At 61.1% G+C, this 23,971-nt stretch carries 20 protein-coding genes; 8 read left to right on the top strand and 12 right to left on the bottom strand.

Going from position 1 to position 23,971, the window contains the following annotated elements; all coding sequences use genetic code 11:
• The first annotated feature begins 100 nt into the window (after positions 1-100).
• The 4 genes from VMA09_08370 to VMA09_08355 all read left to right on the top strand — a co-directional run bounded on the left by VMA09_08370 (position 101) and on the right by VMA09_08355 (position 4,768).
• Positions 101-895 (top strand): alpha/beta hydrolase, encoded by a 795-nt coding sequence (locus tag VMA09_08370; GenBank protein HUA33607.1) that lies wholly within the window; start codon positions 101-103, stop codon positions 893-895.
• An 18-nt stretch (positions 896-913) separates the two neighbouring features.
• The gene (locus VMA09_08365) at positions 914-2,257 is read left to right on the top strand and encodes an LLM class flavin-dependent oxidoreductase (protein ID HUA33606.1); all 1,344 of its coding nucleotides are present in this window, start codon (positions 914-916) and stop codon (positions 2,255-2,257) included.
• Between the two features lie 147 nt (positions 2,258-2,404).
• The gene (locus VMA09_08360; protein HUA33605.1) at positions 2,405-3,850 is read left to right on the top strand and encodes an amidase; all 1,446 of its coding nucleotides are present in this window, start codon (positions 2,405-2,407) and stop codon (positions 3,848-3,850) included.
• Between the two features lie 30 nt (positions 3,851-3,880).
• Positions 3,881-4,768 (top strand): VOC family protein, encoded by an 888-nt coding sequence (locus VMA09_08355; GenBank protein HUA33604.1) that lies wholly within the window; start codon positions 3,881-3,883, stop codon positions 4,766-4,768.
• Between the two features lie 239 nt (positions 4,769-5,007).
• On the opposite strand, the gene VMA09_08350 is transcribed toward VMA09_08355, so the two are convergent.
• From VMA09_08350 to VMA09_08340, 3 genes are all read right to left on the bottom strand, one after another.
• Positions 5,008-5,748, bottom strand: coding sequence for an alpha/beta fold hydrolase (locus VMA09_08350; GenBank protein ID HUA33603.1), 741 nt, complete (start codon positions 5,746-5,748; stop codon positions 5,008-5,010).
• 133 nt (positions 5,749-5,881) lie between these two features.
• On the bottom strand, positions 5,882-7,180 hold the full coding sequence (locus VMA09_08345) for a cytochrome P450 (GenBank protein HUA33602.1): 1,299 nt from the start codon (positions 7,178-7,180) through the stop codon (positions 5,882-5,884).
• A gap of 167 nt (positions 7,181-7,347) precedes the next feature.
• On the bottom strand, positions 7,348-7,833 hold the full coding sequence (locus VMA09_08340; protein HUA33601.1) for a hypothetical protein: 486 nt from the start codon (positions 7,831-7,833) through the stop codon (positions 7,348-7,350).
• 69 nt (positions 7,834-7,902) lie between these two features.
• Here VMA09_08340 and VMA09_08335 point away from each other — a divergent pair, with 69 nt between their 5' ends.
• Entirely contained in the window at positions 7,903-8,412 is a 510-nt protein-coding gene (locus VMA09_08335) for a hypothetical protein (GenBank protein HUA33600.1), read from the top strand.
• Between the two features lie 19 nt (positions 8,413-8,431).
• On the opposite strand, the gene VMA09_08330 is transcribed toward VMA09_08335, so the two are convergent.
• From VMA09_08330 to VMA09_08315, 4 genes are read right to left on the bottom strand one after another with little or no spacing between them, the layout of a single operon-like run.
• The gene (locus VMA09_08330; protein ID HUA33599.1) at positions 8,432-8,893 is read right to left on the bottom strand and encodes a hypothetical protein; all 462 of its coding nucleotides are present in this window, start codon (positions 8,891-8,893) and stop codon (positions 8,432-8,434) included.
• Between the two features lies 1 nt (position 8,894).
• Positions 8,895-10,010: a hypothetical protein gene (locus VMA09_08325; GenBank protein HUA33598.1), complete on the bottom strand. Its 1,116-nt coding sequence runs from the start codon at positions 10,008-10,010 to the stop codon at positions 8,895-8,897.
• 24 nt (positions 10,011-10,034) lie between these two features.
• Positions 10,035-11,069: a phosphotransferase family protein gene (locus tag VMA09_08320; protein ID HUA33597.1), complete on the bottom strand. Its 1,035-nt coding sequence runs from the start codon at positions 11,067-11,069 to the stop codon at positions 10,035-10,037.
• Position 11,070: 1 nt separating this feature from the next.
• On the bottom strand, positions 11,071-11,439 hold the full coding sequence (locus VMA09_08315; GenBank protein ID HUA33596.1) for a hypothetical protein: 369 nt from the start codon (positions 11,437-11,439) through the stop codon (positions 11,071-11,073).
• A gap of 226 nt (positions 11,440-11,665) precedes the next feature.
• Here VMA09_08315 and VMA09_08310 point away from each other — a divergent pair, with 226 nt between their 5' ends.
• A complete protein-coding gene (locus tag VMA09_08310) occupies positions 11,666-12,823 on the top strand; it encodes an LLM class flavin-dependent oxidoreductase (GenBank protein ID HUA33595.1) in 1,158 nt (385 codons plus the stop codon).
• Between the two features lie 20 nt (positions 12,824-12,843).
• A complete protein-coding gene (locus VMA09_08305) occupies positions 12,844-13,926 on the top strand; it encodes a zinc-binding dehydrogenase (protein HUA33594.1) in 1,083 nt (360 codons plus the stop codon).
• A 35-nt stretch (positions 13,927-13,961) separates the two neighbouring features.
• On the opposite strand, the gene VMA09_08300 is transcribed toward VMA09_08305, so the two are convergent.
• The gene (locus tag VMA09_08300; protein ID HUA33593.1) at positions 13,962-14,627 is read right to left on the bottom strand and encodes a hypothetical protein; all 666 of its coding nucleotides are present in this window, start codon (positions 14,625-14,627) and stop codon (positions 13,962-13,964) included.
• A 678-nt stretch (positions 14,628-15,305) separates the two neighbouring features.
• Here VMA09_08300 and VMA09_08295 point away from each other — a divergent pair.
• Complete coding sequence (locus tag VMA09_08295) at positions 15,306-17,867, top strand: amidase family protein (GenBank protein HUA33592.1); 2,562 nt, start codon at positions 15,306-15,308, stop codon at positions 17,865-17,867.
• A gap of 77 nt (positions 17,868-17,944) precedes the next feature.
• On the opposite strand, the gene VMA09_08290 is transcribed toward VMA09_08295, so the two are convergent.
• The 4 genes from VMA09_08290 to VMA09_08275 all read right to left on the bottom strand — a co-directional run bounded on the left by VMA09_08290 (position 17,945) and on the right by VMA09_08275 (position 23,964).
• The gene (locus VMA09_08290) at positions 17,945-21,067 is read right to left on the bottom strand and encodes an AAA family ATPase (protein HUA33591.1); all 3,123 of its coding nucleotides are present in this window, start codon (positions 21,065-21,067) and stop codon (positions 17,945-17,947) included.
• A 205-nt stretch (positions 21,068-21,272) separates the two neighbouring features.
• Positions 21,273-22,307, bottom strand: a complete 1,035-nt coding sequence (locus VMA09_08285) for an amidohydrolase family protein (GenBank protein HUA33590.1) — start codon at positions 22,305-22,307, stop codon at positions 21,273-21,275.
• A 23-nt stretch (positions 22,308-22,330) separates the two neighbouring features.
• Positions 22,331-23,161: an enoyl-CoA hydratase/isomerase family protein gene (locus VMA09_08280; GenBank protein ID HUA33589.1), complete on the bottom strand. Its 831-nt coding sequence runs from the start codon at positions 23,159-23,161 to the stop codon at positions 22,331-22,333.
• Between the two features lie 11 nt (positions 23,162-23,172).
• Entirely contained in the window at positions 23,173-23,964 is a 792-nt protein-coding gene (locus VMA09_08275; protein ID HUA33588.1) for an SDR family oxidoreductase, read from the bottom strand.
• Positions 23,965-23,971: the final 7 nt, after the last annotated feature.

Here is a 23,971-nt window from a genome sequence, read left to right as displayed (position 1 = left end):
CGCCGCCTCGCGTGCTTGCAGGTTAGCCTCGATGGATCGATTATACGGCCATCGAAGTGTTCTATCGGCATGTTCGCGAAGTTGAGTGCGCGAGGTTGCGATGGCTGCGAAAGATTCGGTCCACGAAGAACCACACAGCGTAGGCGCGGATGAACTAACCGTCATCAAGGGCGGCTCGGGCAAGCCGCTGCTGGTCCTGCATGAAGAGCTCGGCTATCCGGGCTGGATGAACTGGAATGAGGCGCTGGCCGCCAGGCATACGCTGATCACCCCCCTATATCCCGGATTCGGAAAATCGCCGCGCGCCGACTGGATCATGAACGTGCGCGATCTCGCCTCGTTTATCGCGCGTTTCGTGCGCGAGCAGAATCTCGCGCCGATCGATGTGATCGGATTCTCCTTCGGCGGATGGATCGCGGCCGAGATGGCCGCCAATGACCCGGCAATCTTCTCGAAGATGGTACTAGTCGCGCCGGCCGGAATACGTCCGCCCGACGGCGACATCATGGACATGTTCACCGTGCCCGCGATCATCTACCTGCGCGAGTCGGTGCGTGATGCTTCCAAGACCGCAGAGTTCGCCGCGCTCTACGACGGCGGGCTGTCGCCGGAGCAATACGAGGCCTTCGAAGACGCGCGCGCGGAGTCGGCGCGCCTCGCGTGGCAGCCCTACATGTACAATCCGAGCCTGCCGCATCTGCTCGACGGCACGGTCAAAGCGCCGACGCTGATCGTATGGGGCAAGGACGATCGCACCGTGCCTGCCTCGGCGGCCGGCGTTTACAATAAGTCGATCAAGGGCTCGCGGCTCGTCGCGTTCGAGGGATGCGGCCATCGGCCCGAAGTAGAAAAATCGGAACAGTTCATCAAGGAAGTGCAGAACTTCCTCGCATAACAAGCGGAGGCGCCGGCTATGCACATAATGTGGTTTACAGAACGGCAGTATCACTACGACCCCGAAGAGGAGCCCGGAAAGAGCAAGACGCTCGAAGATCAGATCCTCCGCAACCGCAGTTTCTTCGGATTGCCTAATCAGAACTTCGACCCCGTGCAGGGCTCGATGCTGCTGAATCAGTACCTTGACGAAAAAATCTACTCCGAGGAGTTGGGCTTCGATGGCCTGATGCTGAACGAGCATCACGGCACGCCCTTCTGTCTCGGCTCCGTCATGGATGTCGAAGCGGCGGTGCTCGCCAAGGCAACCAAGCGCGCGAAGATCGTGCTGCTCGGAAATCCCGTACCGACGGTCGCGAACGCGCTGCGGCTTGCCGAAGAGCTCGCGATGATCGATCTGATCTCGGGCGGCCGCCTGGTTCCGGGATGGGTCCGCGGAGCGGGCAGCGAGCAGCTCGCCAACAATGCGAATCCCGCGTACAACCGCGAATACTTCGAGGAAGGCGTCGATTTCATCCTCAAGGCCTGGACGACGCCCGGCCCGTTCCGCTACGAGGGCAAGCATTTCCATTTCCGCTTCGTGAATCCGTGGGTGGTGCCGATGCAGAAACCGCATCCTCCCATCTGGATTCCTGGCCTCGTCAGCCCCGACACCGTCATCTGGTGCGCAAAGAAGCGCTTTCCCTACGTCGCGCTCGCGACGCGCCTCGAGCCGACCGTCGAGTTGTGGAATCTCTACACCGACACCGCGGCGCGCGAGGGCTATCAGGCCGGACCCGAGAACTTCGGCTATCTGCAGCCGGTCTTCGTTAGCGATAACCAGGCGCGCGCCGAAGAGCTCGGCAAGCGCTTCCTCTATGGCGGCGCGTTCGCGCATTTCGCGCGGCCCGAATGGATGTTCCCCCCGGGATACAACTCGAAAGAAGCGACGCGCCGGATGGCGCGGCTGCCCGCGGCGGCGAACCTGCCCGGCAAGCCGATCCACGAGGGCGGCGGCAACGAGACCGACGCTGAGCTCGAAGAAATCCGCCGCGGCGTCTATGCGCGCTACGAAGACAGCAAGAAGGACCTGCAGATGATCGCGGGCACTCCAGACTACGTCATCCCGCGGCTGCGCAAGGTCCTCGAAGTCCTGCGCCCGGGCATCTTCTCGTTCTGGCTCGACGGCCCGGTCGGCTACAAGGATCGCGTGAAGTGCCTCGAGATGCTCGGCAAGCACGTGATTCCTGCCGTGCGCGAAATCGGCAAAGAGCTCGGCCTCAAGGATCCGTTCGAGCGCAAGCCCGGCTCGGTCCCTTTAGCGGCAGGGCGCCAACCCGAGCGAGTCGCGCAGGTAGAAGGCCTCAGCTCGATGCCTGGATAATCGCAACTACCGACGCAACGTCAGTAGAGAGGGCCGGTTCCCGTCAGATGGAACCGGCCTCTCCTTTTTAACCGCGCTTGGCGGAGGATCGCGAAGTATGGTACGCGGCGTGATTGGGGGAAATTTGCTCGATGTGAGGTTTCGCCAATGATTTCTCTCAAAGATTACACCTCCTACGACGGCCTCGGGCTGGCGCATCTCGTGCGGCAGAAGGAAGTTTCGCCGCGCGAGCTGGCCGACGCCGCCTTCGCCGCGATCGAAAAGGTCAATCCTCAAACCAACTCGGTGCTGCAGATTCTGCGCGAGCAAAGCGCCGCGACGATCGCAGCCGATATACCGCAGGGACCCTTCACCGGTGTTCCCTTTCTCATCAAGGAGATCATCCTTCACGCCAAGGGCGTGCGCTGCGACATGGGCTCGAAGCTCTCGCAGGGCTACACGCCGCAGGAGGATTCGGAGCTGATGGCGCGCTTTCGCCGCGCCGGTCTCGTGCTCGTCGGCACCACGCAGACGCCGGAATTCGGCTACAACCCGACGACCGAGACCACGCTCTTCGGTCCCGTTCACAATCCGTGGGATCTCGGCCGCAGCGCCGGCGGCTCGAGCGGCGGCTCCGCAGCTTCCGTGGCGGCGGGAATCGTTCCGCTCGCGCATGCCAACGACGGCGGCGGCTCGATTCGCATTCCCGCCTCGTGCAACGGCCTCGTCGGTCTGAAGCCGACGCGCGATCGCGTCCCCACCGGTCCTGACTATGCCGACCCTCTGTGCGGACTTGCGTGCGAGCTCGCCGTTACGCGCACCGTTCGCGATGCGGCTGCGATTCTCGATTGCGTCGCGGGTCCCGATGTCGGCGCGTCGGGTCATCTGATTCCACCCGCGCGCTCGTATCAGGAAGAAGTAGGCGCGTCGCCCGGCAAGCTGCGTATCGCGTTCACGGCGTCGCCGGCGTCGGGCGAGAAAGTCGATCCCGAGTGCGCCAAAGCCGTGCAGGAGACCGCGAAGACGCTGCAGAGCCTCGGCCATATCGTCGAGGAGGACGGGCCCAAGTACGATTGGGACGAGTTCCTCGAAAAAATTCACGTGATCTGGACCACCTTCAACGCGGCGTCGATGGACGGCGTCGCCCATGCAATGAACCGCAAGCCGTCGCCCGACAACGTCGAAGCGGTGACGTGGGCCTGCTACGAGGACGGCAAGCGCCGCAGCGCCGTCGAGCTGATCGTCTCGATGGACTACAACAACACGCTCTCGCGCATGACCGGCCGCTTCTTCCAGAAATATGACTTGCTGTTAACACCGACGCTGGCGCGGATTCCCGCGCCGCTCGGCGAAATTAACCAGAACAAAAAAGGCCTCGACGCCTTCGGCTGGACGCGCCAGGTCTTCAGCTATTGTCCGTTCACGCCGCTCTTCAACTCGACCGGCCAGCCTGCGGTGTCGCTGCCGATGCATTGGAGCGAAGGTGGAGTGCCGGTGGGCGTGCAGCTGGCCGGCCGCTTCGCCGACGAGGCAACCCTGATTCGCGTTGCGTCGCAGCTCGAGCAGGCGCGGCCGTGGAATAATCGGAAGCCCAAGGCGCATTCGTCCAACTAGCGCGAGCAACTCGCGCGCCGGAGATCTGCGATGTTTAAAATTGGCAAACTGTTTCATGTCACTCATGTGGTGAAGGATCTCGACGCCGTCGACCGGTGGTACGACGATGTCTTCTCATGCACGCGTTACTATCGCGGATTCGAGAAAGTCGCGGGACGCGTCGCCTCGCTGCTGGTTATTGGCGAAGTGCTGATGGAGCCGATGACGCCGGCGCGCGTCGAGAATCTCAGAAACGAGTCGGTCAAGCGTTTCCACGAGCGTTTCGGCGAGCACTTTCATTCGATCGCATTCTACGCCGAGGACATCCCGGCGCTCTCGACCAAGCTGGCCGAGCAGAAGCTTCGGATGTGGGACGTGGGCGGCCGCCCGGTGACGCCGCCCAACGAGCGCTTCGCGATCTGGACGCATCCGAGGGAAACCCAGGGCCAGCTCGAGTTCGCCGTGGTAATGCCATTCACCAACGATCCGCGCCTGCAGCCTGCCTGGTCGGCCGACTTCTGGCGCGAGCGCCATCCGCTCGGAATCCAGGGCGCTTCGCACATCACGTTCGTCGTGAGCGATCTCGACAAGGCCAAGCGCTTCTACACCGAGACCCTGGGCGCGAAACTCTTTGTTGAGGAGGAAACGCCCGGCCGCAAAAAGAGCGCATTCATCGCGATTGGAACCGACTCAGTCATCGAACTCGCGATGCCGCTAGCGTCGAACACGCGCGAAGCGCTCGACCTCGAGCAAAACGGCGAAGGCGTGCACGCGCTGACATTCAAAACGCGCGACCTATCGATGGCGACCGACTTCCTGAAATCGAAGGGCATGAAGCCGGAACCCGACGGCGCCGACTCAGTCGTGCTCGGCCGCGATCAGGCCTTCGGCATGGTGATCGGCTTCACCCGCGCCGCCCTGCCCAACGATCCGCGCTGACGAGTGACGCACAATTTTCAATTCGCTTTTCCGAAATACCTCTCCCTGACCAGGGAGAGGGCGGCGCGCGTGGCGCGCGCCGGGTGAGGGTTGCCTGTTATTGCCTGAAGTTATTGCGGGCGTGCGGATTCCAGCGTTGCACCTCTCCCTTACCCTCTCCTAGGATAAGGAGAGGGACCAAAAGATCTCGTTGCTCAGGGCTTAACAACAGGCGAAGACTCACGACAGAATGACGCACTTCACTGCCCCTCCACCGAGTGTTGCGCAATAAATCTGAGCATCAGGCTCTGGAGGTCGGGGCCGTACGGGCCGTGCAGGATCGACGTCCCGTGCGCGTTGCCGGGATAAGTCTCGAACTGTTTCGGCGCCTGCGCGAGGCGATAGAGTATCTCCGATTGGCCCGCGACGAGCGCATCTTCCTTTGATGTGACAAACAGGATCGGCGCGCGCACCTGCGTGATTGCTTGCGTCACGTCGAGGCCGCCGAAGCTCGTCGGCGTCGAGATACAGATGATGCCGGCGACCGGCTCGTGCGCAGCGACGAGGATCGCAGCTTCCGAGCCCAGGCTCGCGCCTGCGATGAAAATCCGCGACACGCGCGGCTGCATGAACTGGTAGGCCGCCATCAGATCGCGATCGGCATGCTCAGTCCCCGATTCCCCTTCCGATTCGGTGAAGCCGCGAAAATCGAAGGTGAGAGCCTCGTAGCCGTGCGACGCGAGCACGCGCGCGAAATCGGTCCAGTCCGACTGATCGGCAGGATACATATGCGCCAGAATCACGCCGACCGGGCCGCGTCCATAAAGATGCCCTCGCAGCAGCACGCCGTCGGAAGTAGTGAACGACACATGTTCACCGCCAAGATCCTGGTTGTAGCGCGGCAGCTTGGTCGCCGCGCATCCCGCGAGAAGCGTCAGCGCAACGCCGACGCATGAAATCCACGTCCGGGTTCTGAATCTGATTGCAAATCCGATCCGCATCGACTCAATGATAATACGAATCGAAACGCACCTCGGAGTTTTTTATTCTGATTTTCGAATTTCCTGTTCCCTCTCCTTTGTCCAAGTCCAGGAGAGGGAACCGGAAAACGGGTTTCTGTCAGCGACTGATTATTCAGTTCGCGGCGGGCTTTAGCTTGAACCTTATCGGCATATGCTTGATGCCGCCGACGAAGCTCGAGCGCAGGCGCGATAGTGGTCCTTCGAGCTCCGCGTACTCCAGGCGTTGCGCCAATTGGCGGAAGATCACTTCGAGCTCGAGGCGCGCGAGGTTGGAGCCGAGGCAGAAATGTTCGCCGATCCCGAAAGCCAGATGCGGATTCGGATCGCGCGCGACGTCGAACTTGAACGGTTCGTCGAACAGTTCCTCATCGCGATTCGCCGATGGATAGAAGAGGCACACGGATTCTCCCGCGCGAATTTTCCGACCGCGAACCTCAGTATCCTCTACGGCAGTGCGCGAGAACTGGATTACCGGCGAAGTCCATCGCGCGATTTCCTCGACCGCTGATTTGATCAGCCCGGGATTTGACTTCAGCTTGTGGAATTCCTGGGGGTGCTGGATCAGCGCGAGCAGGCCGCCCGTCGTCGCGTTGCGCGTCGTTTCATTACCAGCAACGACTAGCACCAGCAGATACGACATCAGCTCGAGCACGGGCAGCGGCTGGCCATTTATGCTGGCGTTGGCGAGAGTGCTCGTGACGTCGCCGGTCGGATTCTTCTGCCGCTCCGCCACCATCGCGGAAAAATACTGGAACATCTCCATCCGAGCCTGGATAAAAGTCTCGTTGGAATTCGAGCCGTGCTGGAACTCCGGATCGCCGCTGCCGATAACCTCGTTGGTCCAGCGAAACAGCGTCGGCCAATCGCTGCGCGGCACGCCGAGCAGCTCGGCGATCACAGCAACCGGCACTCTCGACGAGATGTCGGTAACGAAATCGCACTGCTCGCGATCCATCAGCTCGTCGAGGACTTCGCGGGTGATTCGCTCCATTTCGGGTTCGAGCGCGCGCACGGCACGCGGCGTGAAATTGCGGCTGAGCAGCGCGCGATAGTTGCCGTGCTGCGGCGGGTCCATGTTCAGCAGATGCTTCAGCGGGTAGGCCTCGGGGGCGAGTGGCTTTTCGCCCTCTTCGAGTTTGAAAACGGCGAGGCGCGGCCCATTCAGCCACAGGCGCGGCTGCTTGCTGATCTCAATAATGTCGGCGGCTTTCGTGATCGCCCAGAAGGGATCGATACCGCGGCGCTCGACATGGAAAACGGGTGCGTGCTTGCGCAGATAGGCCCACTCGGCGTGAGGGTAACCGTTCTTCTGGTAATGGTCGGGGCTGATGATGTCGATGGTGTCGAGTGCAAACTCGTGAGCGGGCAACGGCTGATTACCAGTCGCGTCAACAGGTTCAGTGTACTGCACGAATGTGTCTCCTGGTCCTTATGCTCAAGACAATGTCCCAGTCAGGAAGGAGCATGAAACATGCCGCGACTCGGTGCCTGATGCTCGTGGAGTTTTGCCGATTCATCGCATCCGGAGTGCAGCGATCCGCGTCATCGAGTAAGCGCGATGTCGCGCTCGGAGACAGTTCAGAAGTGGCAGGTCCGGTCGAGAATCAGCGTTGCCGATGTCTCCTTCGTCGCACCTTCGGCGTAGTGGTAGTCGAGCCGCACGTCGTAGCTGCCGTTATCGAAGATAGGGCCGAGGTTCTGAAGCCTGCGCCCAGGATCGATATCGAGATAGTACGGTGCGCGCGAAAATTCTCCGCCGCGCGCAGGATGTTCGACGATCGTGACGCTGCCTGAAGTCGGACGGCCCTGATAGTCGAAGACCAGTATGGGCATGCCGTCGGTGTGATAACGGTTTGTCGGGCATCCTTCCGTACCGGTTACCCTCGATCCAGGCGGATAGATCTTCGTGGCGGACGAGAGCTGCGCGCGCGAACCCTGGCTCGTTACCGATGAATCGACAAAGGCAAAGCCCACGATAGTAGCGTTCGGCGTGTCATCGGCAGACACTGGGGAAATGCCAGCAAGCGCAATGGCGAGCAAAGCAGTGGCGCTCAGAACACGCATGCGAGTTCTCCTATGAATCGATATGAATTCCGCATATGGGACCGCGATCTGGCTTCGGTGAGGCACGAGATGGAACGGCTCGCGAGTCCATCCGAAGCGGTCGAGAGTAATGAAATCTACCTCATTTCTAACGCGACTGATTGCATCGCCAAAATACGAGACGAACTGCTGGATATCAAAGTGCTGCTCAAAGTTGAGCGTCGACTCGAGCAATGGTCGCCAATTCTAAAAGCCGGATTTCCGCTGGGGGCTTCGGCCATGGTTCAAATGTTCGATTCTCTGAAGCTCATCCCACCGCGTCTGACAAAAGCGACCTACGAATTCGAAGACTTCCTCGATGAAGCCGTGAAACGGGGCATCGCGACCGTCAGGACTTCCAAACTCCGCAGTCATTTCAAGTTCGACCGCTGTCAAACCGAGTTCGCCAAGGTGAATATCGATGCTATCGGGCGAGAAACGGTCGCCGTGGAGTCCGAAGATCCAGAGGCCGTGCTGGCAGCGATCACTCGTATCGGAATCGCGGATCGGGAGAACGTCAGTTACGTGCGCAATATTGAACGGCTTCGCACCAGCAATTAGCTGAGGACCATTTGATCCTTTACTGAGCCGGCCTCTGCGTCAGCGCCAGATTGTCCAGCCCCCGCGAAACGATGAAGGCGCAGCCTACCAGGGCGGCGACTTGAGTGAGTAGTATCGACGAGGTGTTCATGCTTTGAGATATACTGAACGCCGACGCGACTCCGAACGCGACCTCTATCAACGCGTACAACATCAGATTCCTTCGTTTGAACCAGTGCATAAACGCCCCCGTCGCGACCGCCACCACAGCGATCGCTATTTGAGCGACGTGCTCGCCTAGTTCCGCCGCCACCTTGTCGTATGCGATATCGCCGTAGTAGTAGAACACGACGAACACCGCAGCCGACGCCAGACTCTCGATGACGTCGAAGGCACGAACCCTGAGACCCGGAAAATAGCGAGCCCCGACCGCGGCCACTCCCAGCACGGTAAGCACCGTGAACAGAAGTGCATAAAGAACCTGAGTTTCTCTGATCTGCAAATTAGAAAGTCGGCAGGTGCTGAAGGTCTTTGTATTTGTAGTAACCGGGGCCGACGCCGTATTCCATTATTCCGAAGCCGATATCATTTCCGCTGCGCCATTCGATCAAGTGATCGCTAAGCGTGCTGGCTTCGGCGAGCGTCTTCGGATCGCTGAGATCCCAGATATCGTGCTCGAAATAGTATTCGCCCTTGTGGTCGCCGTGATACCATCCGCGATAGCCGCCGTAGCCTCCGCCCTTCAAATGCCATCGCGGCGAATGAGTAACAAACGATACTTCGCGGCGTTCTCCGTTCTTGAAGAATAGTTCAATATCGCCGCCCTTCAGCGTCTGCACCGGACCTGACGCGTCCCATCGAAATTCCTGTTCGGTGCGCTCGACGAGCCAGCCTGGATCCGCGTTCGCGCCGAACGGCGCAACTTTCTCGCCGCTCAAGTAGCTATACTTGCCGGGACCGCGTTCGACGAAGCGCCAATGAAGTGCGTAATCGCGAAACTGCGCCGCCGACCAACTGAACAGAAACGGCGCGAAGGTCGTGCGCTTGGAGTCCGACGCATCGGTGCGTAGAGGCCGGCGCGTGCCCCACGAGCGATCGCGATGCGTCCACCATGCATCTTCAGTCAGCTCCAGTTTCTTGCCGCCGACTTCGAGCATGCCGCGCACGCGGCCGACCTGGTCGAAACGAGAAATATCCTGCACCACTTTGCCGCCGCTCTGGCGAAAATCGTGCTCTTCCTCGTGCGGATTCATCGTCGCAATCCACTCCGCGTCAAGCCTGATGCTGGACGGGTTGTCGCCCAGACAGATTCGCACGCGGCGCATCCCTTCGAGCACCTCAACTGAGAGCGGCCCGATCTTTACTTCGTCGAATCGCGGACGCAACGTGCGTGAGGCGCGAAAGTTGTACTGCTTGCCCTGATGCCAGACCGTTACGAAACCGTCCTGCACATTCTTGTTGGGATACTGTCCGATGCCGATACCCAGAATCGTATCCTTGTCGCGGACGTTGTAGATACTGATATAGATGCGCTCGGTCCACTCGGGATTGTCGGTATGCACATGGTCCATCGTCGCGGGCAACTGATGGCACATCATTTCATCCCACGAACTGAGCATCTCAAACCTCCTGTTTCGTCTTGCTCAGAATCCGAGCGCTCGCGCAGCCATGTCGAGTACAACCGGAACTGAATAGGTAGTCCGCGCGAGACGCAAATCCTTGTTGCGGCCCTCGGCAAACAATCCCGATGCGCTCAGCCAGAACGCCGTGCTGCGCATCATGTAGAGAATTTCATAGTAGCGGCAGACTTCGAGATCGATCTCGAGGCCTGTGAGTTTCTGGTACGTATCGAGAAAGAAATCGCGCTCCACGACGCATGACAGGAGCGGCGATCCTTCGCGGTTCAGGTCGGATAGCACGTACGCGACGTCGTACATCGGGTCGCCGATCACCTGCAGCTCCCAGTCGATGACCGCGGCGATTGCGTCATCTTTCACGATCAGATTGCCGGTCCGATACGCCCCGTGAACGAACGCCAGGCGCTGCACCGCCGGAGCGTTGGCGCGAAGCCACATCAGAATCTCAGTGAGAACCGGTTCGGGCTTGCGAATCGATTCGCGAATCAGTCTTTCCCACTTCGCGATCTCGCGCAGCGCGAAATCCTTGCCCGCCTCGGGAACGCCGATGAAATCGAGGCCCGCCGCGCGCCAGTCGAGATTGTGCAACGCTGCGAGCGCTTCGATAAAACTGAGCGGCAGCTTTCCGCGCTTGTTGGCCTCGGCGTAAAACTGCTTGCCCGCGCGCGACCATGGGTTGGGAACCTCGCCCTCGACTTTTTCCATGACGAAAAACGGACCGCCCAGCAGCGCCGGATCGGGTTCGTACCAATACGCTTTCGGCGTCGGCGCCGGCGTGTTCTCGAGCGCCTTGATCACGCGGAACTGCTCTTCAAGGCTCGACAGCTCACGCAGGAGACCTGCACCGGGATCCTTGCGCAGGCAAAAACCGCGGCGCTCCGTGCGCCCGTCCTCATCCCAGTTCGCATAGAAGATGTAGATCTCGTGCGACCATCCGCCTGCGGTGTGAACGAAGTCGGAAAGCGCAAGGTTCCGTGCCGCGGGCATCCTGCCCATCAGGTAGTCGCGAATTTTTTCCTGCGTGGAACGATCGTCCGCCATCTCAGCCCTCGCCCTTGGCTGCGACTTTCAAATCCTCGTTGAGAAGCTGGCGCAGCGCGTGTCTAACGGCGCTGTTTGCGGCGCCGAATGCTTCCTCACCAAGTTCCTGACGCTGCGCGTATAGTCGTTCGATCAATTGCGATAGTCCTTCCTCGTTCGGCGCGATATCCTTCGCGACTCGTTTTGTGACCGCGAGCTGCCCGAGCTCCGTGAACAGCGATGCGATCGCCTGGGCTTTGCCTGCGGCGATATCACTTCGTTCATCGACCTGCCGCGCGACGAATTCGAGGATCACCGCGGCCATGAACGCCTGCGCCTTGGGATACGGCTCTGCGATCGCAGGCCCGATCACGTTTCGGAGCGAGTTCACGACTTCATTCAAAAGCTGCCTTGCTGGAATCATTGAAACACCAACGCGCGTTCGCTCACACCTACCGCAGCTTCGCCGTCGCGGGCAATCGAACTCGGGTCTTCTCAAGCGATTCGCGCGCTATACAAATTCCCCGCAACAATCGTAAAGTCCGAATCAGATCAACGCGGCGCTGCATCGGCGCTTCGAGCTGAGCGCATCGCAGCGGCGGCCATGGAGGAGAATCATGGAATTCGGGATTTTCTATGAGATCCAGGTCGACAGTCCGCTCAAGCATCGCGAGCGCGAGTACCAGGCCTTTCACGATGTGATGCGCCAGGTCGAACGCGCCGAGGAAGTCGGCTTCACTCACTTCTGGACAGTAGAGCATCACTTTCAGGTTGGGTTCGCGCACGCCTCAGCGCCCGAGGTCCTGTACGGTGCGATTTCACAGCGCACCAGCAAGATCAAAATCGGTCACGCCGTCGTGCTGCTGCCGTTTCCCTACAACCATCCGGTGCGGATCGCGGAGCGCATCGCGACCCTCGACATCCTGAGCAACGGCCGCGTCGAAGTCGGCACCGGCAGATCGATCACGCAGGTCGAGCTGGGCGGCTTCGGCATCCCGTACAAGGAAACCCGCGCGCGATGGGAAGAAGCGCTCGACATCATCACGACGATCTGGAAGAGCAAGAACGGCACGTTCTCTTACAAGGGCAAATACTTCGATATCCCCGAACGCACTGTCGTGCCGATGCCGATACAGAAGCCGCATCCACCGATGTGGGTCGCGTGCACCAGCGACGATACTCACGAGCTCGCGGGCAAGCTCGGCCTGGGGCTGCTTTCGTTCACCCTGCTCGTGACGCCGGAGCATCTTGGGCGCCGCGTCGCGACGTATCGCAACGCGCTGAAGTCGGCGAAGCCCTACGGCGCGTTCGTGAACAGCCGCGCCGGCGCGTTTTCGATGACACATATCGCCGACACCGACAAGCTGGCGCGCGACGAGGCCGAACGCGCGTTCATGTCGTACGTCGGCACGACACTGCGGGTGAATTCACCGGTGCTCGAGGCGAAAAAGACCGGCGTCGATCCGAAGGATTCCGCGCGCGGTGAGATGCCCGAGTTGCCGAAGCAGTACGAGGGCCTCGACCCGAGCAAGGTGACCATCGATTCATTGATCGAACACGGGATGTGCATCTGCGGCAGCCCCGACAGCGCGATTCGCCAGCTCGAGCGTATCCAGAAGGAAGCACGGCTCGACCAGTTCCTCGCGATGATGCAGTTCTGGTCGATTCCGCACGAGAAGACGATGCACTCGATCGATCTTTTCGGAAAATACGTCATTCCACATTTTCAGAAGACGCAAGCGTCATCGGTTACTGCAACTGAGACGCCCGCCTGAATTGCGAAGAGGACTGAGCGATGAAGGGTTCAATTGCTTTCATTCCCGAGGGCCACAAGATCGAGTTCTTCGAGTACGACGTTCCCGCGCCCGTACCTGGTGGGCTCATTGCGCGAGTTACGCAGACCAACATCTGCGGCTCCGAAGTGCATATGTGGAAGGGCGAGTTCGGCCGGCGCGGCATCATGCCGGGGCACGAGATGGCGGGCGTGATCGACAGCCTCGGGCCGGGCGTGACGAAGGATTGGGCGGGAGTCGCGGTCAAGGAAGGCGATCGAATCGCGCCGGTGTACTACACGGTATGCAACCGCTGCGAGAACTGCGTCGAAGGCAACCAGGCGGGATGCCTGAATCGCGTGATGGGCGCGGGCCATCCCAAGGTTCCGCCGCATTTCACCGCGACTTTCGCGACGCACTATTTCATCAAGCCCGATCAGCATTTCTATCGAATCCCCCACAACGTTCCGGATTTGATTGCCGCGTCGGCCAACTGCGCGATGTCGCAGGTCTATTGGGCGCTCGATCGCGGCCGTGTTGCATACGGCGAAAAGCTGCTGGTGCTGGGCGCGGGCGGACTCGGACTGCATGCGATGGCGATCGCGAAGGCGCGCGGCGCAAGCGTGATCGCGATCGACGGCGTTGACTTGCGGTTATCTCAGGCGAAGCGATTCGGCGCCGACCAGGTGATCGATCTGCGCCAGTATCCGGATTTCAAGTCGCGCCAGGTCAGGGTGCGCGAGCTGACGGGCGGTAAAGGCCCCGACGTGGTGCTCGAAGTGGCCGGCATTCCTGAGGCGTTTATCGATTCTATCAGCCTCGTGCGCAACGGCGGCCGCGTGCTCGAGCTTGGCAACATCTCGGGCGGAATGACGGCGCCGATCGCACCATCGATGGTGACGTTCAAGTCGATCGAGATTCACGGCATCGCCACTTATCCGCCCCACTACCTGAACAAGTCGCTCGATTTCCTTTCGCAGCACATCGATCGCTATCCGTACATGGAGCTGTGCGACGCCAAGTTCCCACTGTCGCGCGCCGCCGAAGCGCTCGACAAAAGCGAACGTCGCGAAGTGACGCGAGCCGCGCTGATCCCGGGCCAATAGCTCGATACGAGGCGTTCGAACTTTCCGCGGCCGCGCTACGGCCGATGCAGCTGGACGCTGACCTTGTCGCCGGTCGTGCCGAGATTGCGGCAGTCGAAGTTCATTCGCTCGAGCACGCCACTCAGCTGGTATCCGTGGAACGGCCCGCCCGATCTCGTCAAGGCGACAAACCAGGAGCTCGACTGGCCGCTGCCGATGTTGTTGAGGCCGCTATTCATCGCGCCGTTTTCCGCGACATTGACCAGTTGATTTGACGATTCGCCGTTAACATTCAGCGACGCGTACGTCGTTGGCAGACAATCCGGACAGCCCGCCTGTTTGGCTTGCGTGCTGACCGTGATTGAAACATCGACGGTGCCCTGTGAATTCCCGCACACTGTCCGTTCGCCCCGCCCCACCCATTCGCCGTCAACCGAAGCGGCGGACGCGGTCCGTGCATCGATCGCATGATTGAGCGCATTACTGATCACGACAAGAACGATCACGAACAAGACAATGATTCCGCCCCACGACCAGTCGAGCCAGCTCGCTACCAGGCCCGTAACGATTCCGGCAACGATGCATCGAAACAGGGCGTGTCCCACCATCGCGCCGAAATCATGTGCGGAGGTGCTGTTCGCATCGGCCTGATAGGCCGCCAACAGGAAAAGAACACCGATTCCAGCCAGCGTCACGATAAAGGTCTTGGTTCCACTCCCCATAGTCTCTTCTCCCTTTGGTGTGGGGTTGCAATTCGCTGTGCAGGATTATCAAACCGATTCGTGTTCACGCGGAACTCAAACTTGCACAGGGCCAGCGCAAAAACCAGAAAAGGGCTGCGGTTAAAAACCTTGTACCGCCGGTCCGATCTGCATAAGCCGCAGTTGTCTCGAGACTGATTTTCTATCGCCCTAATGTACGACGCGTCCTCATTATCATTGGCGAGTGAGTAGTACATTGCCAATTTCACAGGCAGTGAAACTTGGTGCTCGTTTGTTGTCCATGCGCGCGATCTTGTCATCACATGGTGAACGCCGAGGCAGCGCCACTCCCGCAATGAGTTAACCGAGTGCGGCGCGCGTCCATATAATTCCAGATAATCTCGTCGTCCACCGCACCTCAAACCCACTGGCCTGTGATTTGCTCGAACCGCTCGCGGCTCTCGCTGGCGTCGTGCGGGCTTGTTCACGCCCGGACGGTTCCGGCGGACTTGTGGTCGTTTGTCTGCTCGTTAACATTTTCGGGAGGAGTCTATGTTCGGTCTGGGGCGTGCCAGTGTGCCCATCGTTTCAAACCTCAACCTCAGTCAAAGCGAAAACAGAAAGGAGATCCTGATCAAACCGCGGCGAGGTTCGTTTCTCGCTACTAACTTCTGGCTATTGATACTTTCACTATTCGTCATGATACGAGCGACGCCCGCGCGCGCATTCAACTATGTCGTGGACGCCAGCGGTACCTACTGGGGGATTCAGGATGCCGCCCTGCCCGTCGTAGACACAGGCAGTATCCGCGCCACGCAAGTCGCACCTGCTGGACAGTCCGGAGCGTTCAGCACAGCGATCAACGGTTTCGGCGGAATCAAGGTTCTGGTGCCCATTCCCAAGCCGCTGATTCCGGCGCTTGCACCTTTGCAACCCGGTTACACCAAGAGCCGTTACAACGGCGAAATGATGCGCGGCTTCGGTCTCCAATTCGACGGCACCAGCCGTTTCACGACGACCAAATCGATCACCCTGGGCGGCATCAAGATGTCGCGCTCGGTCTGGATCAACACCGATGCGAACTGGGGCCGATGGCTCGACAGTTTCACCAACACCACGCTCTTGCCGATTACGATCAAGGTTGCGTTCGGCGGGCAATCCGGAATGGGCGCATCAGGCTCCAGGTTCAGCGCGGTGGTGAATACTTCGAGCGGCGACACACTCGTCACGCCGGCCGACGCGTGGGTTGACGTTGCGACACCGGCGACCGGCTCGTCGCTGGTCGGCGGCCCGCAGGTGACGGTTCTCGGATCGCCCTCGCCGTTCAAGGGCGCGATGACCTTCGTCGGCGACTGGATTTACAACAGCTTCACCAACCCGATTACTTACACGGGACATTTCAGCAATTTCCAGGCGTACGTCTACACGATAACGATTCCGGCCCTGAAAACGCGCTCGCTCCTGCACTTCATCGTGCTGGGTGGCCGCGTGAATCTATCAACCTCCGCGAGCACTCAAGCCTCGGTTGAAGCAACCGCCGCGGATCTCGCGAGCGCTCCGGTGATTGGCGATCTGACGATAGGAGAGATCTGCTCGATCGATAATTTCAGCCCGGCGGCACTGTCCGCCAACGGCTTCGATTACTCGCTTTGCACACCGACCTTGAAGAACGCCAAGACGCTGCTCGTAACGCAGGCGCCATCGCCACCCGACACGATCGCGACCACCAAGGCGACCTACAACGTGGTCGGCAAAACCATTCAGCAGTTGCGTACCGACATGCAGAAGGGCGTGACGACTTCGGCGGAGATTACGCAGGCCTACCTCGATCGCATCGCGGCCTACGACCAGGGCCAGTTCGGCTTCCATTCGTATGAGATCGTCGCGTCGAACGCGCTGGCGCAGGCGCGTGCCGCCGACGCCGCTCGCAAGAAGGGCAACAAGAGCCCGCTGCTCGGTATTCCTATCGTCGTCAAGAATCTCTACGACACGTTCGACATGGCGACCACCAACGGCAGCATGACGTTCGCAAATTTCCATCCGTTGCATGATGCGTTTCAGATCAACCTGCTGCGTCAGGCCGGCGCCGTCATAATCGGCAAGGGCGCCTTGGAGGAATACGCTACAAGCGGTAACTACTCGAACGACGCGTGGGGACAGGTGTGGAACGTGTTCAACCTGTCGAAGACCTCGATCGCGTCGAGCGGCGGTCCGGCCAGCGCGCTCGCAGCAAACCTCGCCGCCGGCGCGATGGGTTCGCAAACGGGTGATTCGCTCTACGGTCCCTCGAGCGCGGCGAGCCTGTTCGCGCTGCGCGGCACCAACGGGCTCGAGAGTGGCACGGGCATCATGCCACTAACCTGGCTGACCGATTTCGGCGGCGTGATGGCGCGTTCGGTACCCGATCTTGCGGACATCCTGAATGTCGTCGTCGCGACCGATCCCGCCGATCCTGAAACCTCGGCGCCCGGCCGCACAGTTCCCACCGACTGGCGCACGGTGCTCGATCCCAACGCGCTCAAAGGGAAGCGTATCGGCTACATCCCTTCGACGTGGGTAGATCCGTTCGGCACCACGAACACGACCAGCGCCGAGATGGCGGCGCTCCAGTACTTCACCCAGGCTGGGGCAACGATCGTGAATATGGGCGTGACCGCGGGCGGCGCCGATGCGCCGCCTTCGCCGGCCTCGCCCACTACCGACAGAGTGTCGGAAGGATGGTGGATGTATATCCTGACGCATCCCGAGCTCGCGACGGAGGGCTTCGCGATCAACACGCCGGTCGATGTGAACTGCTCGCAGAAGAAGGTGCCATATGTGCGTGCCGCGGCGAGCACCTGCTCGGCGACACCGTCGGCGCAGCTCACCGCCGCCCAGATCCAGGCTTGGCGCGATTATCTGCGCGGCCGCCAGGCGACGACGAAAACCTGGATGGATACGGCGGGGGCTGACGGCAAGGGCGTCGACGCGGTCGTCTATCCGGGCCTGCTCAGCGACACCAGCCTCAACGACGGCGGCGGCAGCCTCGCGAGTTTCGGCCGCTCCGACACGCCTTCGGCCTCCAACGGCGTACCGACCATGATTTTCCCAGTCGGCTATAACAACGACGGACAGCCGATCAACATCCAGTTGATGGGACGCGCGTGGTCCGACGCTGAGCTGGTGGGGTTTGCGTACGCCTTCGAGCAGATCGCGGGCGCAGCCGGCAACGGTCACGTCGAAGCCACCACCGCTCCGCCCCTGCCATACTCGCCGTTCTAAACCAGGCGCCGATCAACCTCTAACCGCGGGGCTTGCCGCCGATTCGGCAAGCCCCGCAATTTTTTCAAGCAGCGGATTTAGAAACGCCAGGTCGTAGGCGCTTTCGGCAGGTAGGCGCAGAATTTACCGGTGCGGATACTTTGCGCGAGGTGCCGACCCATCTCGGGTGTTTCCTCGCGAATCTTGTCGATCGCGCTCTTCACGTTTTTGGTTACCGCGAGGCGCGCACGTTCCAGCCTCAGCGCGACGCTCGCCTCGCCGTTGCGCATTTCAGTCTCGGCAGGCATTCTCAGTGACACCGCCTCGACAACGGCGACCAGTTCCGCGGCGGGAAACTCCTGGCCCGGATGCCGCAGCAGCCACGCAATGAAAGCGAACCCCTTGCGCTCCTTGAGGCGCGAGGTCTTGCCGCCCCACGACATCGTCCAATAGTCACCTTCGCTGCGAAACTCCGCTTCAGTCGGCGGCGCTCCGGATTTCGCATCGAGCTTAGCGGGCGAGATACGGATTGCCGACGCTGCGGTGGCACTCATGGCCTCGACACGCTCGATCCATTTCTCACCGCTGGCGCATCGCCGGTATATCGCGATCGCGGAGTCGAACTTCTCATTTGCACGAGTCTCATCGCCAGCCGCGATCAGCGCCTGGCCCCAGTAGCAGAGCGTGTCGGCTTCCTCGAACGGCACCTGGTATCGGCGAAAGATCTCGACCGCCTTCTCGAAGTGATCGGTCGCCTGTTTGATTCGGCCCTGGGCAGCGGCGAGGACCGCCTCTCCGCGAGCCACGCCGCCGGCTAGCCCGCGCCAGTCTTCTCCGTGCGCCATAATCTCGCGGCAGCGCGCCAGCTCGCGCTCGGCGTCTCCCATGCGGCCCGCCAGAGCGTGAAGGGCTGCACATACCGGTCGGACCAGGATCTCGTATCCGATCTGGGCCTCGCCATTCCCCGTGGCAAAGAAGTCTTCGAATACGCCAAGTGCTTCGTCCGCCCTGCCGCTGACCCGGCAGATGTTGGCAAGGATGTTCAAGCAAATTGCCAGCGACGCAAGGTCGCCCGCGCGGCGCAGATTCGGCGCCTGCTGCTTGATGAGCGCCTCGGCCTCGTCCCATCGGCCCTCGCAGAAGAGAAAGTCGGCGCGAGCTTCGACGAGTGGCGTTGCGCGAGGCAGACGGCGTGCGCCCTCGAGATCGCCAGCCCGCGCCAGCGCGTCGCCGAGGAGTGCCTGCAAGAAGGGCCGATACAGCGCGACGCGCGGTTTGCCAAGCTCACGTTCGTACCAGCGCTGAGCATCGCGCGGGTCCAGGAAGAACACGGCGCACGTGCCGCCGCTCCAGCTCGATATGAATCCCAGGCTCGCGATGTTCAACCGATCGATGATCTGCCACGCCCGCTCCTGAACGGCGCGGCATTCGGCCAACTGGCCGGTCGCGACTAGATGCAATGCGTACTGGATCCCGGTGCCAGCCCATCGTGCTTCGTCATGAAACCGCTCCGCCAGCTGCATAGCGCGCTTCCCTGCCGACACGCCTTCCGCCGTCCGCCGGTTTACAAATGCTATCTGTGTGATTCCTGTATAGACACGTGCCAGCGCCAGCCCCTCGGGCCGCTTGGAGAGAATGGCCTCGGCCTTGCGAAAATGCTCGCGCGCCAAGGCGATATCCGTGGTCCGTTCGTAAGGCACGGCATAGTTCATGCCGAGCGAACTGTGGCATTCCCCCGCTCCCGCTTGGTCGCCGAGGCTCTCGTAGAGGACCAGCGCTTCGTGCGCGTAGCGAATCGCGCTTTCGTAATCGATCGAAAAACATAGCGAGGACAGTTCTCTCGCGAGCGCAGCGCGCTGCTCGCCGCTTGCCGATTGCGCCTTCATGAGTTCCAGCGCTGTTTCCCAATGCGATCGGGCGGCATGATACGCAAACACTTCGGCCGCGGCGGTGCCGGCGCTGATCGAGTAATCGATCGCTTTCGCTACTTCGTTGGCCGCGGTGAAATGATACGCGAGCGCCGCCAAGTGAGGTTTCAGATCGTCGTGGTAAGTTTTCTCCAGCGCGACGGCAATCCTGGCATGTATCTCGATCCGTCGATTTGGCGACAAATCCCTGTACAGCACCTCGCGAACCAGTGCATGGGTAAAGCGCCACGGCGGGTTCGGCCGCGCGCCGCTTGTGACGATTCCGATTCGCGCCGCTTCCTCGAGTTGCTCGGCCAGTTGTGGTGCCGAACTTCCCGAAACGCGCTCGAGAAGCCGCGGGTCGAAATCGTTACCTATAATCGACGCGATAGAAAGTGCCGCGTTCGCCTTTTCCGGCAGCATCGCGAGGCGCCGCCGAATTGCCTCTCGCACTCCAAGCGGAATCTCGAACCCGCTGGCCGCGCGATCGCCCATGCCTTCGGCGATAAGCAGCCTGACGATTCCATCGACATAGAGCGGATTGCCGTTGGTCGCCTTGTATAGTTCTGCGACCAGCGGTTCATTGGCTCTGTGTCCCGAGCTGCGTTCTATGAATTGCCCGATCTCGTTCTGGCTGAGACCCGAGAGTGGAATCGTCAGGGCCTCGCGAATGAGATCGCCAACCAGCTTGCCCAATTCAGGCGATTGCCGGACTTCCGCCTCGCGAAACGAGCCGACTATCACGATGCGCGCGCCCTTGGTCTCGCGCGCTATGAAGCGCAGCAACTCGAGCGAGGGCTGGTCGGCGTCGTGGAGGTCCTCGATTATGACCAGTAGGGGAGCGATTCGCGCGACATTCTTCAGCAGCGTTGCCACCGAGCCAAAGAGCCGAAAACGCGCCGCTTGCGGATCGGATGCTGTACGCGGCTCATCAGTTGACTGCCGCGTGGACCTGAATTCGGGAACGAGCTGAGAGATTTCTCTCGTGCCTGCTCCGAGCAGAACTTCGACCTGGCCGGCGTCGCGCCCTTCGAAGCATCCGCGAACGATCTGGATTAGCGGCCAGTAGGCGGGCGCGCCGCCGCCCTCCCAGCATCGCCCCCACAGCACCTGTATCCCGCGCTTGACCGCGTGTCGCGCGAGCTCCTCAGCGAGCCGCGTCTTGCCGATTCCTGGCTCGCCAGCAAGTAGGAAAACTCGCCCCCGCCCTTCGATCGCGTCGTCAAGCCCGGCGCGCAGCTCCGCCAGCTCGCGCGCGCGCCCAATGAAGTTCGCGGTCGGAGCGCCTGATTCCGGTAAGACGGGGTCTTCCATCGCACACGCAACATGTCGGCGTCCTGCTCAAACGCAGGCTACGCGGCGGTTATCTCTGCAGAGATGTGCTACATCTTTCTGAATCTAATTTCCAATCGATGAACGTCGACGCCGCCCCGATCAAGGCATCAGAAGAAAAATGTGCGGAACGATCGTGACTGGCAGCTAGCGCCAACGATCCAGAACGATTGCGATCGGAGGCCGCTTAGAAGAGCTTAGCGGGAAGTTTATAAGCTCGCGCGGCGGCGCCACCGAACAGCGCGGACTTCTCGTCGGCCGATGCGCCGCTCGCGAGGCGTTTAAAGGCATTCCACAGGACGGCGTAGCTGCACCAGCGCTTTTGCACCGGGAAATTGCTTTCGAACATGCATCGCCGCGCACCGAATTGCTCGACACAAACTTCAAAGAACGGCCGCCACGCCGCGGCGATCTCCTCCGACGACAGCGGCGACGCCTTCTCCGCGCCAGACTTCTCCGCGCGCCGCACCGGCAGCGCGCCCAGCTTCACATAGACATTTTGCTGCGAAGCCAATGCAGTCATCCCATCGCGCCAGTCAGCAAAGACTTCCGCCTCGCGCCCGCGATTCGGGCCGCCAAGGATCGGCGCGCCGAAATGATTCAGGACGATCGGCGTTTGCGGGAAATCCGCGGCCAGCGCTGCCACCTCGCTCAACTGCGGATGGTAGACCCACGCATCGAATGTAAGGCCGAGGCGCGCCAGACACTGATACCCGTCGCGGAACTGCTTCTCTGCGAGCATCCTCGGGCGCGGCACGACTTTGTGCACGCGTTCATCGGCATCCCAGGCCGTCGAAAAGCGGATGCCCTTGAAGCGCCCGCCACTGGTTGCAAGATGTGCTTGCAGAATCGGCTCGACGCGCGATCCCAGCATCAGGTTGACGCTGCCGACGATCGCCGCGCAGGCGCGCGCCGGGCCGAAGCCGCCGCTCGCGCTCATCGCGGCTATTCCGGTAACGAACTCGGTTTCGCCCAGCGAGCGAAACTCCTCGGGCCCATCGGCCCTGTACATGGAGCCGCACTCTTCGAAGACGGTCGCGCGGACATTGTGACCGCTTGTGATATCCGCCAGAAGCTCGGAAAAGAGATAGACGCTGCCGGCGCGGCTCCACAAATGGTGATGCGGATCGACGATGGGAAGCTCAGGCTCGAGGATCTGTTCGCGGTATTGCTCGAGCCACGCCTGGTCAACCCGTCCAGAGAAATCAGCTCCTGACGGCATATATCCAATCTCCCATCGATCGGCTAGGAGCGGCCGAAGATCCTGGCGTAGGTCTTCTGCGACGCGGCGGCGGCATCCTGCGCCGCCTTGCGCTCCTCGGGCGTCGCCATCTCGGCGATCATTTTACGTTCCAGCGCGAGGCCATCTTTCAGGGAAAGTTCGACGCCGCGATTGATCAGCGCCTTGGCGGTTTTGAGCGCATACGCCGCGCGCTCGATATATACGCGCGCGATTTTCTCGCATTCGGGGATCAACTCCGCCGCGGGCACGACCTTGTTGACCAGTCCGATGCGCAGCGCGTCCTCGGCGGTGTAGGGCAGGCCGCTGAAGATCATCTCCTTGGCGATTCCGGCGCCGACCAGGCGCGGCAGCCGCTGCGTACCGCCGCCGGCGGGCAGCGCGCCGAAGCGAATCTCCGGCAGTCCGACTTGAGCGCTGTCGGCGAGCACGCGGATATCGCAGGCGAGCGCGATCTCGCATCCGCCGCCCATTGCGGCGCCGTTGATCGCGGCGATCACCGGCACGCGCGATTCTTCGAGCGCGCTGAACAGGTCGCGACGCGGTGACACGAAGTCACCACCGCCCTGCCGCTCGCCGCTCTGCTCCGGATTCGATTTGGCCCGCTCGCGCGCGCGCTCGGCAAAGTCGCGCAGATCGGCTCCGCCGCAGAAATGCTTGCCGCCCGCGCCGGTGACGATCACGACGCGATATTCCTTGTCCTGCTCGACCTCCTCCATCGCGTTCACCACGTCTATCATGAGCTGGAAACTGATCGTGTTGGCGCGCTCGGGGCGATTGAGAGTGAGGTATCCGATGCCGTCTTTGCGTTCCAGAATTATGGTCTCGTATTTCACGGGCGCTCCTTTTACATCGAGAATGAGTAACCGCCGTTGACTGGATACGTCTGGCCCGTGATCCAGCCCGACGCGTCGGAGCTGAGGAACAGTACCAGGTTGGCGGCGTCCTCGGGCTCGCCGACGCGTTTGATCTGATAGAACTTCAGCATCCGTTTCACGTGTTCGGGATCGCCGAGGCCGCGTTCTACCGCGGGTGTGCGGGTTGTCCCAAGGGCAACGCAATTCGCCGTGATGTTGGCGCGGCCGAGATCCTTGGCGACCGCGCGCATGAAGCCCGCCGCTCCCGCTTTCGCGCCGGAGTAGATTTCCAGGTTCGGCTCGCCGACGCGGCCGGCGTCGGAGATGACGGTAACCAGCTTGCCATACTTGTTTGCGATCATTGGCGGCGCCGCTAGGCGCACGCAGTTGAAAACGCCGATCAGATTGGTCGCGAGGAACGGCTCCCAGTCTTTCGGCTCCTGCTCCCAGAAGGGCTTGCGCGCGACCTTGCTCGGATCGGGGCCCGCGTTACCGGCGTTGTTCACGAGGATATCGACCTTGCCGAACTTGGCGCGCGCTTTCGCAAACATCTCGCTGACCGATTCGTAGCTGGTCACGTCGCACTGAACCGCCAGTGCGCTAACTCCCAGTTTCTCGACTTCCGCGGCGACCGCCTCGGCGCGCGCCAGGTTGAAATCGTTGACGACCACTCCCGCCGCGTTGTTCTCCGCGAACCTGAGCGCGACCGCGCGCCCGACGCCCTGACCTGCACCGGTTACGAGACCGACGCGTCCGCTCAAATCAAGAATGTTTTTGCTCACTGAAATT

The sequence above is a fragment of the Candidatus Binataceae bacterium genome (genome assembly GCA_035508495.1).
In the GTDB taxonomy this organism is placed as follows: Bacteria; Desulfobacterota; Binatia; order Binatales; family Binataceae; genus JASHPB01.
Note: the sequence above shows the minus strand (reverse complement) of the source record. Positions and strands in the feature narration are given on the sequence as shown.

Excerpts from the sequence above, each read along its gene's own strand:
- VMA09_08325 (HUA33598.1), bottom strand. The coding sequence starts at position 10,010 with ATGCTCAGTTCGTGGGATGAAATGATGTGCCATCAGTTGCCCGCGACG.
- VMA09_08310 (HUA33595.1), top strand. The coding sequence starts at position 11,666 with ATGGAATTCGGGATTTTCTATGAGATCCAGGTCGACAGTCCGCTCAAG.
- VMA09_08365 (HUA33606.1), top strand. The coding sequence starts at position 914 with ATGCACATAATGTGGTTTACAGAACGGCAGTATCACTACGACCCCGAA.
- VMA09_08320 (HUA33597.1), bottom strand. The coding sequence starts at position 11,069 with ATGGCGGACGATCGTTCCACGCAGGAAAAAATTCGCGACTACCTGATG.
- VMA09_08340 (HUA33601.1), bottom strand. The coding sequence starts at position 7,833 with ATGCGTGTTCTGAGCGCCACTGCTTTGCTCGCCATTGCGCTTGCTGGC.
- VMA09_08285 (HUA33590.1), bottom strand. The coding sequence starts at position 22,307 with ATGCCGTCAGGAGCTGATTTCTCTGGACGGGTTGACCAGGCGTGGCTC.
- VMA09_08290 (HUA33591.1), bottom strand. The coding sequence starts at position 21,067 with ATGGAAGACCCCGTCTTACCGGAATCAGGCGCTCCGACCGCGAACTTC.
- VMA09_08355 (HUA33604.1), top strand. The coding sequence starts at position 3,881 with ATGTTTAAAATTGGCAAACTGTTTCATGTCACTCATGTGGTGAAGGAT.
- VMA09_08335 (HUA33600.1), top strand. The coding sequence starts at position 7,903 with ATGGAACGGCTCGCGAGTCCATCCGAAGCGGTCGAGAGTAATGAAATC.
- VMA09_08305 (HUA33594.1), top strand. The coding sequence starts at position 12,844 with ATGAAGGGTTCAATTGCTTTCATTCCCGAGGGCCACAAGATCGAGTTC.
- VMA09_08295 (HUA33592.1), top strand. The coding sequence starts at position 15,306 with ATGATACGAGCGACGCCCGCGCGCGCATTCAACTATGTCGTGGACGCC.
- VMA09_08360 (HUA33605.1), top strand. The coding sequence starts at position 2,405 with ATGATTTCTCTCAAAGATTACACCTCCTACGACGGCCTCGGGCTGGCG.
- VMA09_08350 (HUA33603.1), bottom strand. The coding sequence starts at position 5,748 with ATGCGGATCGGATTTGCAATCAGATTCAGAACCCGGACGTGGATTTCA.
- VMA09_08370 (HUA33607.1), top strand. The coding sequence starts at position 101 with ATGGCTGCGAAAGATTCGGTCCACGAAGAACCACACAGCGTAGGCGCG.
- VMA09_08300 (HUA33593.1), bottom strand. The coding sequence starts at position 14,627 with ATGGGGAGTGGAACCAAGACCTTTATCGTGACGCTGGCTGGAATCGGT.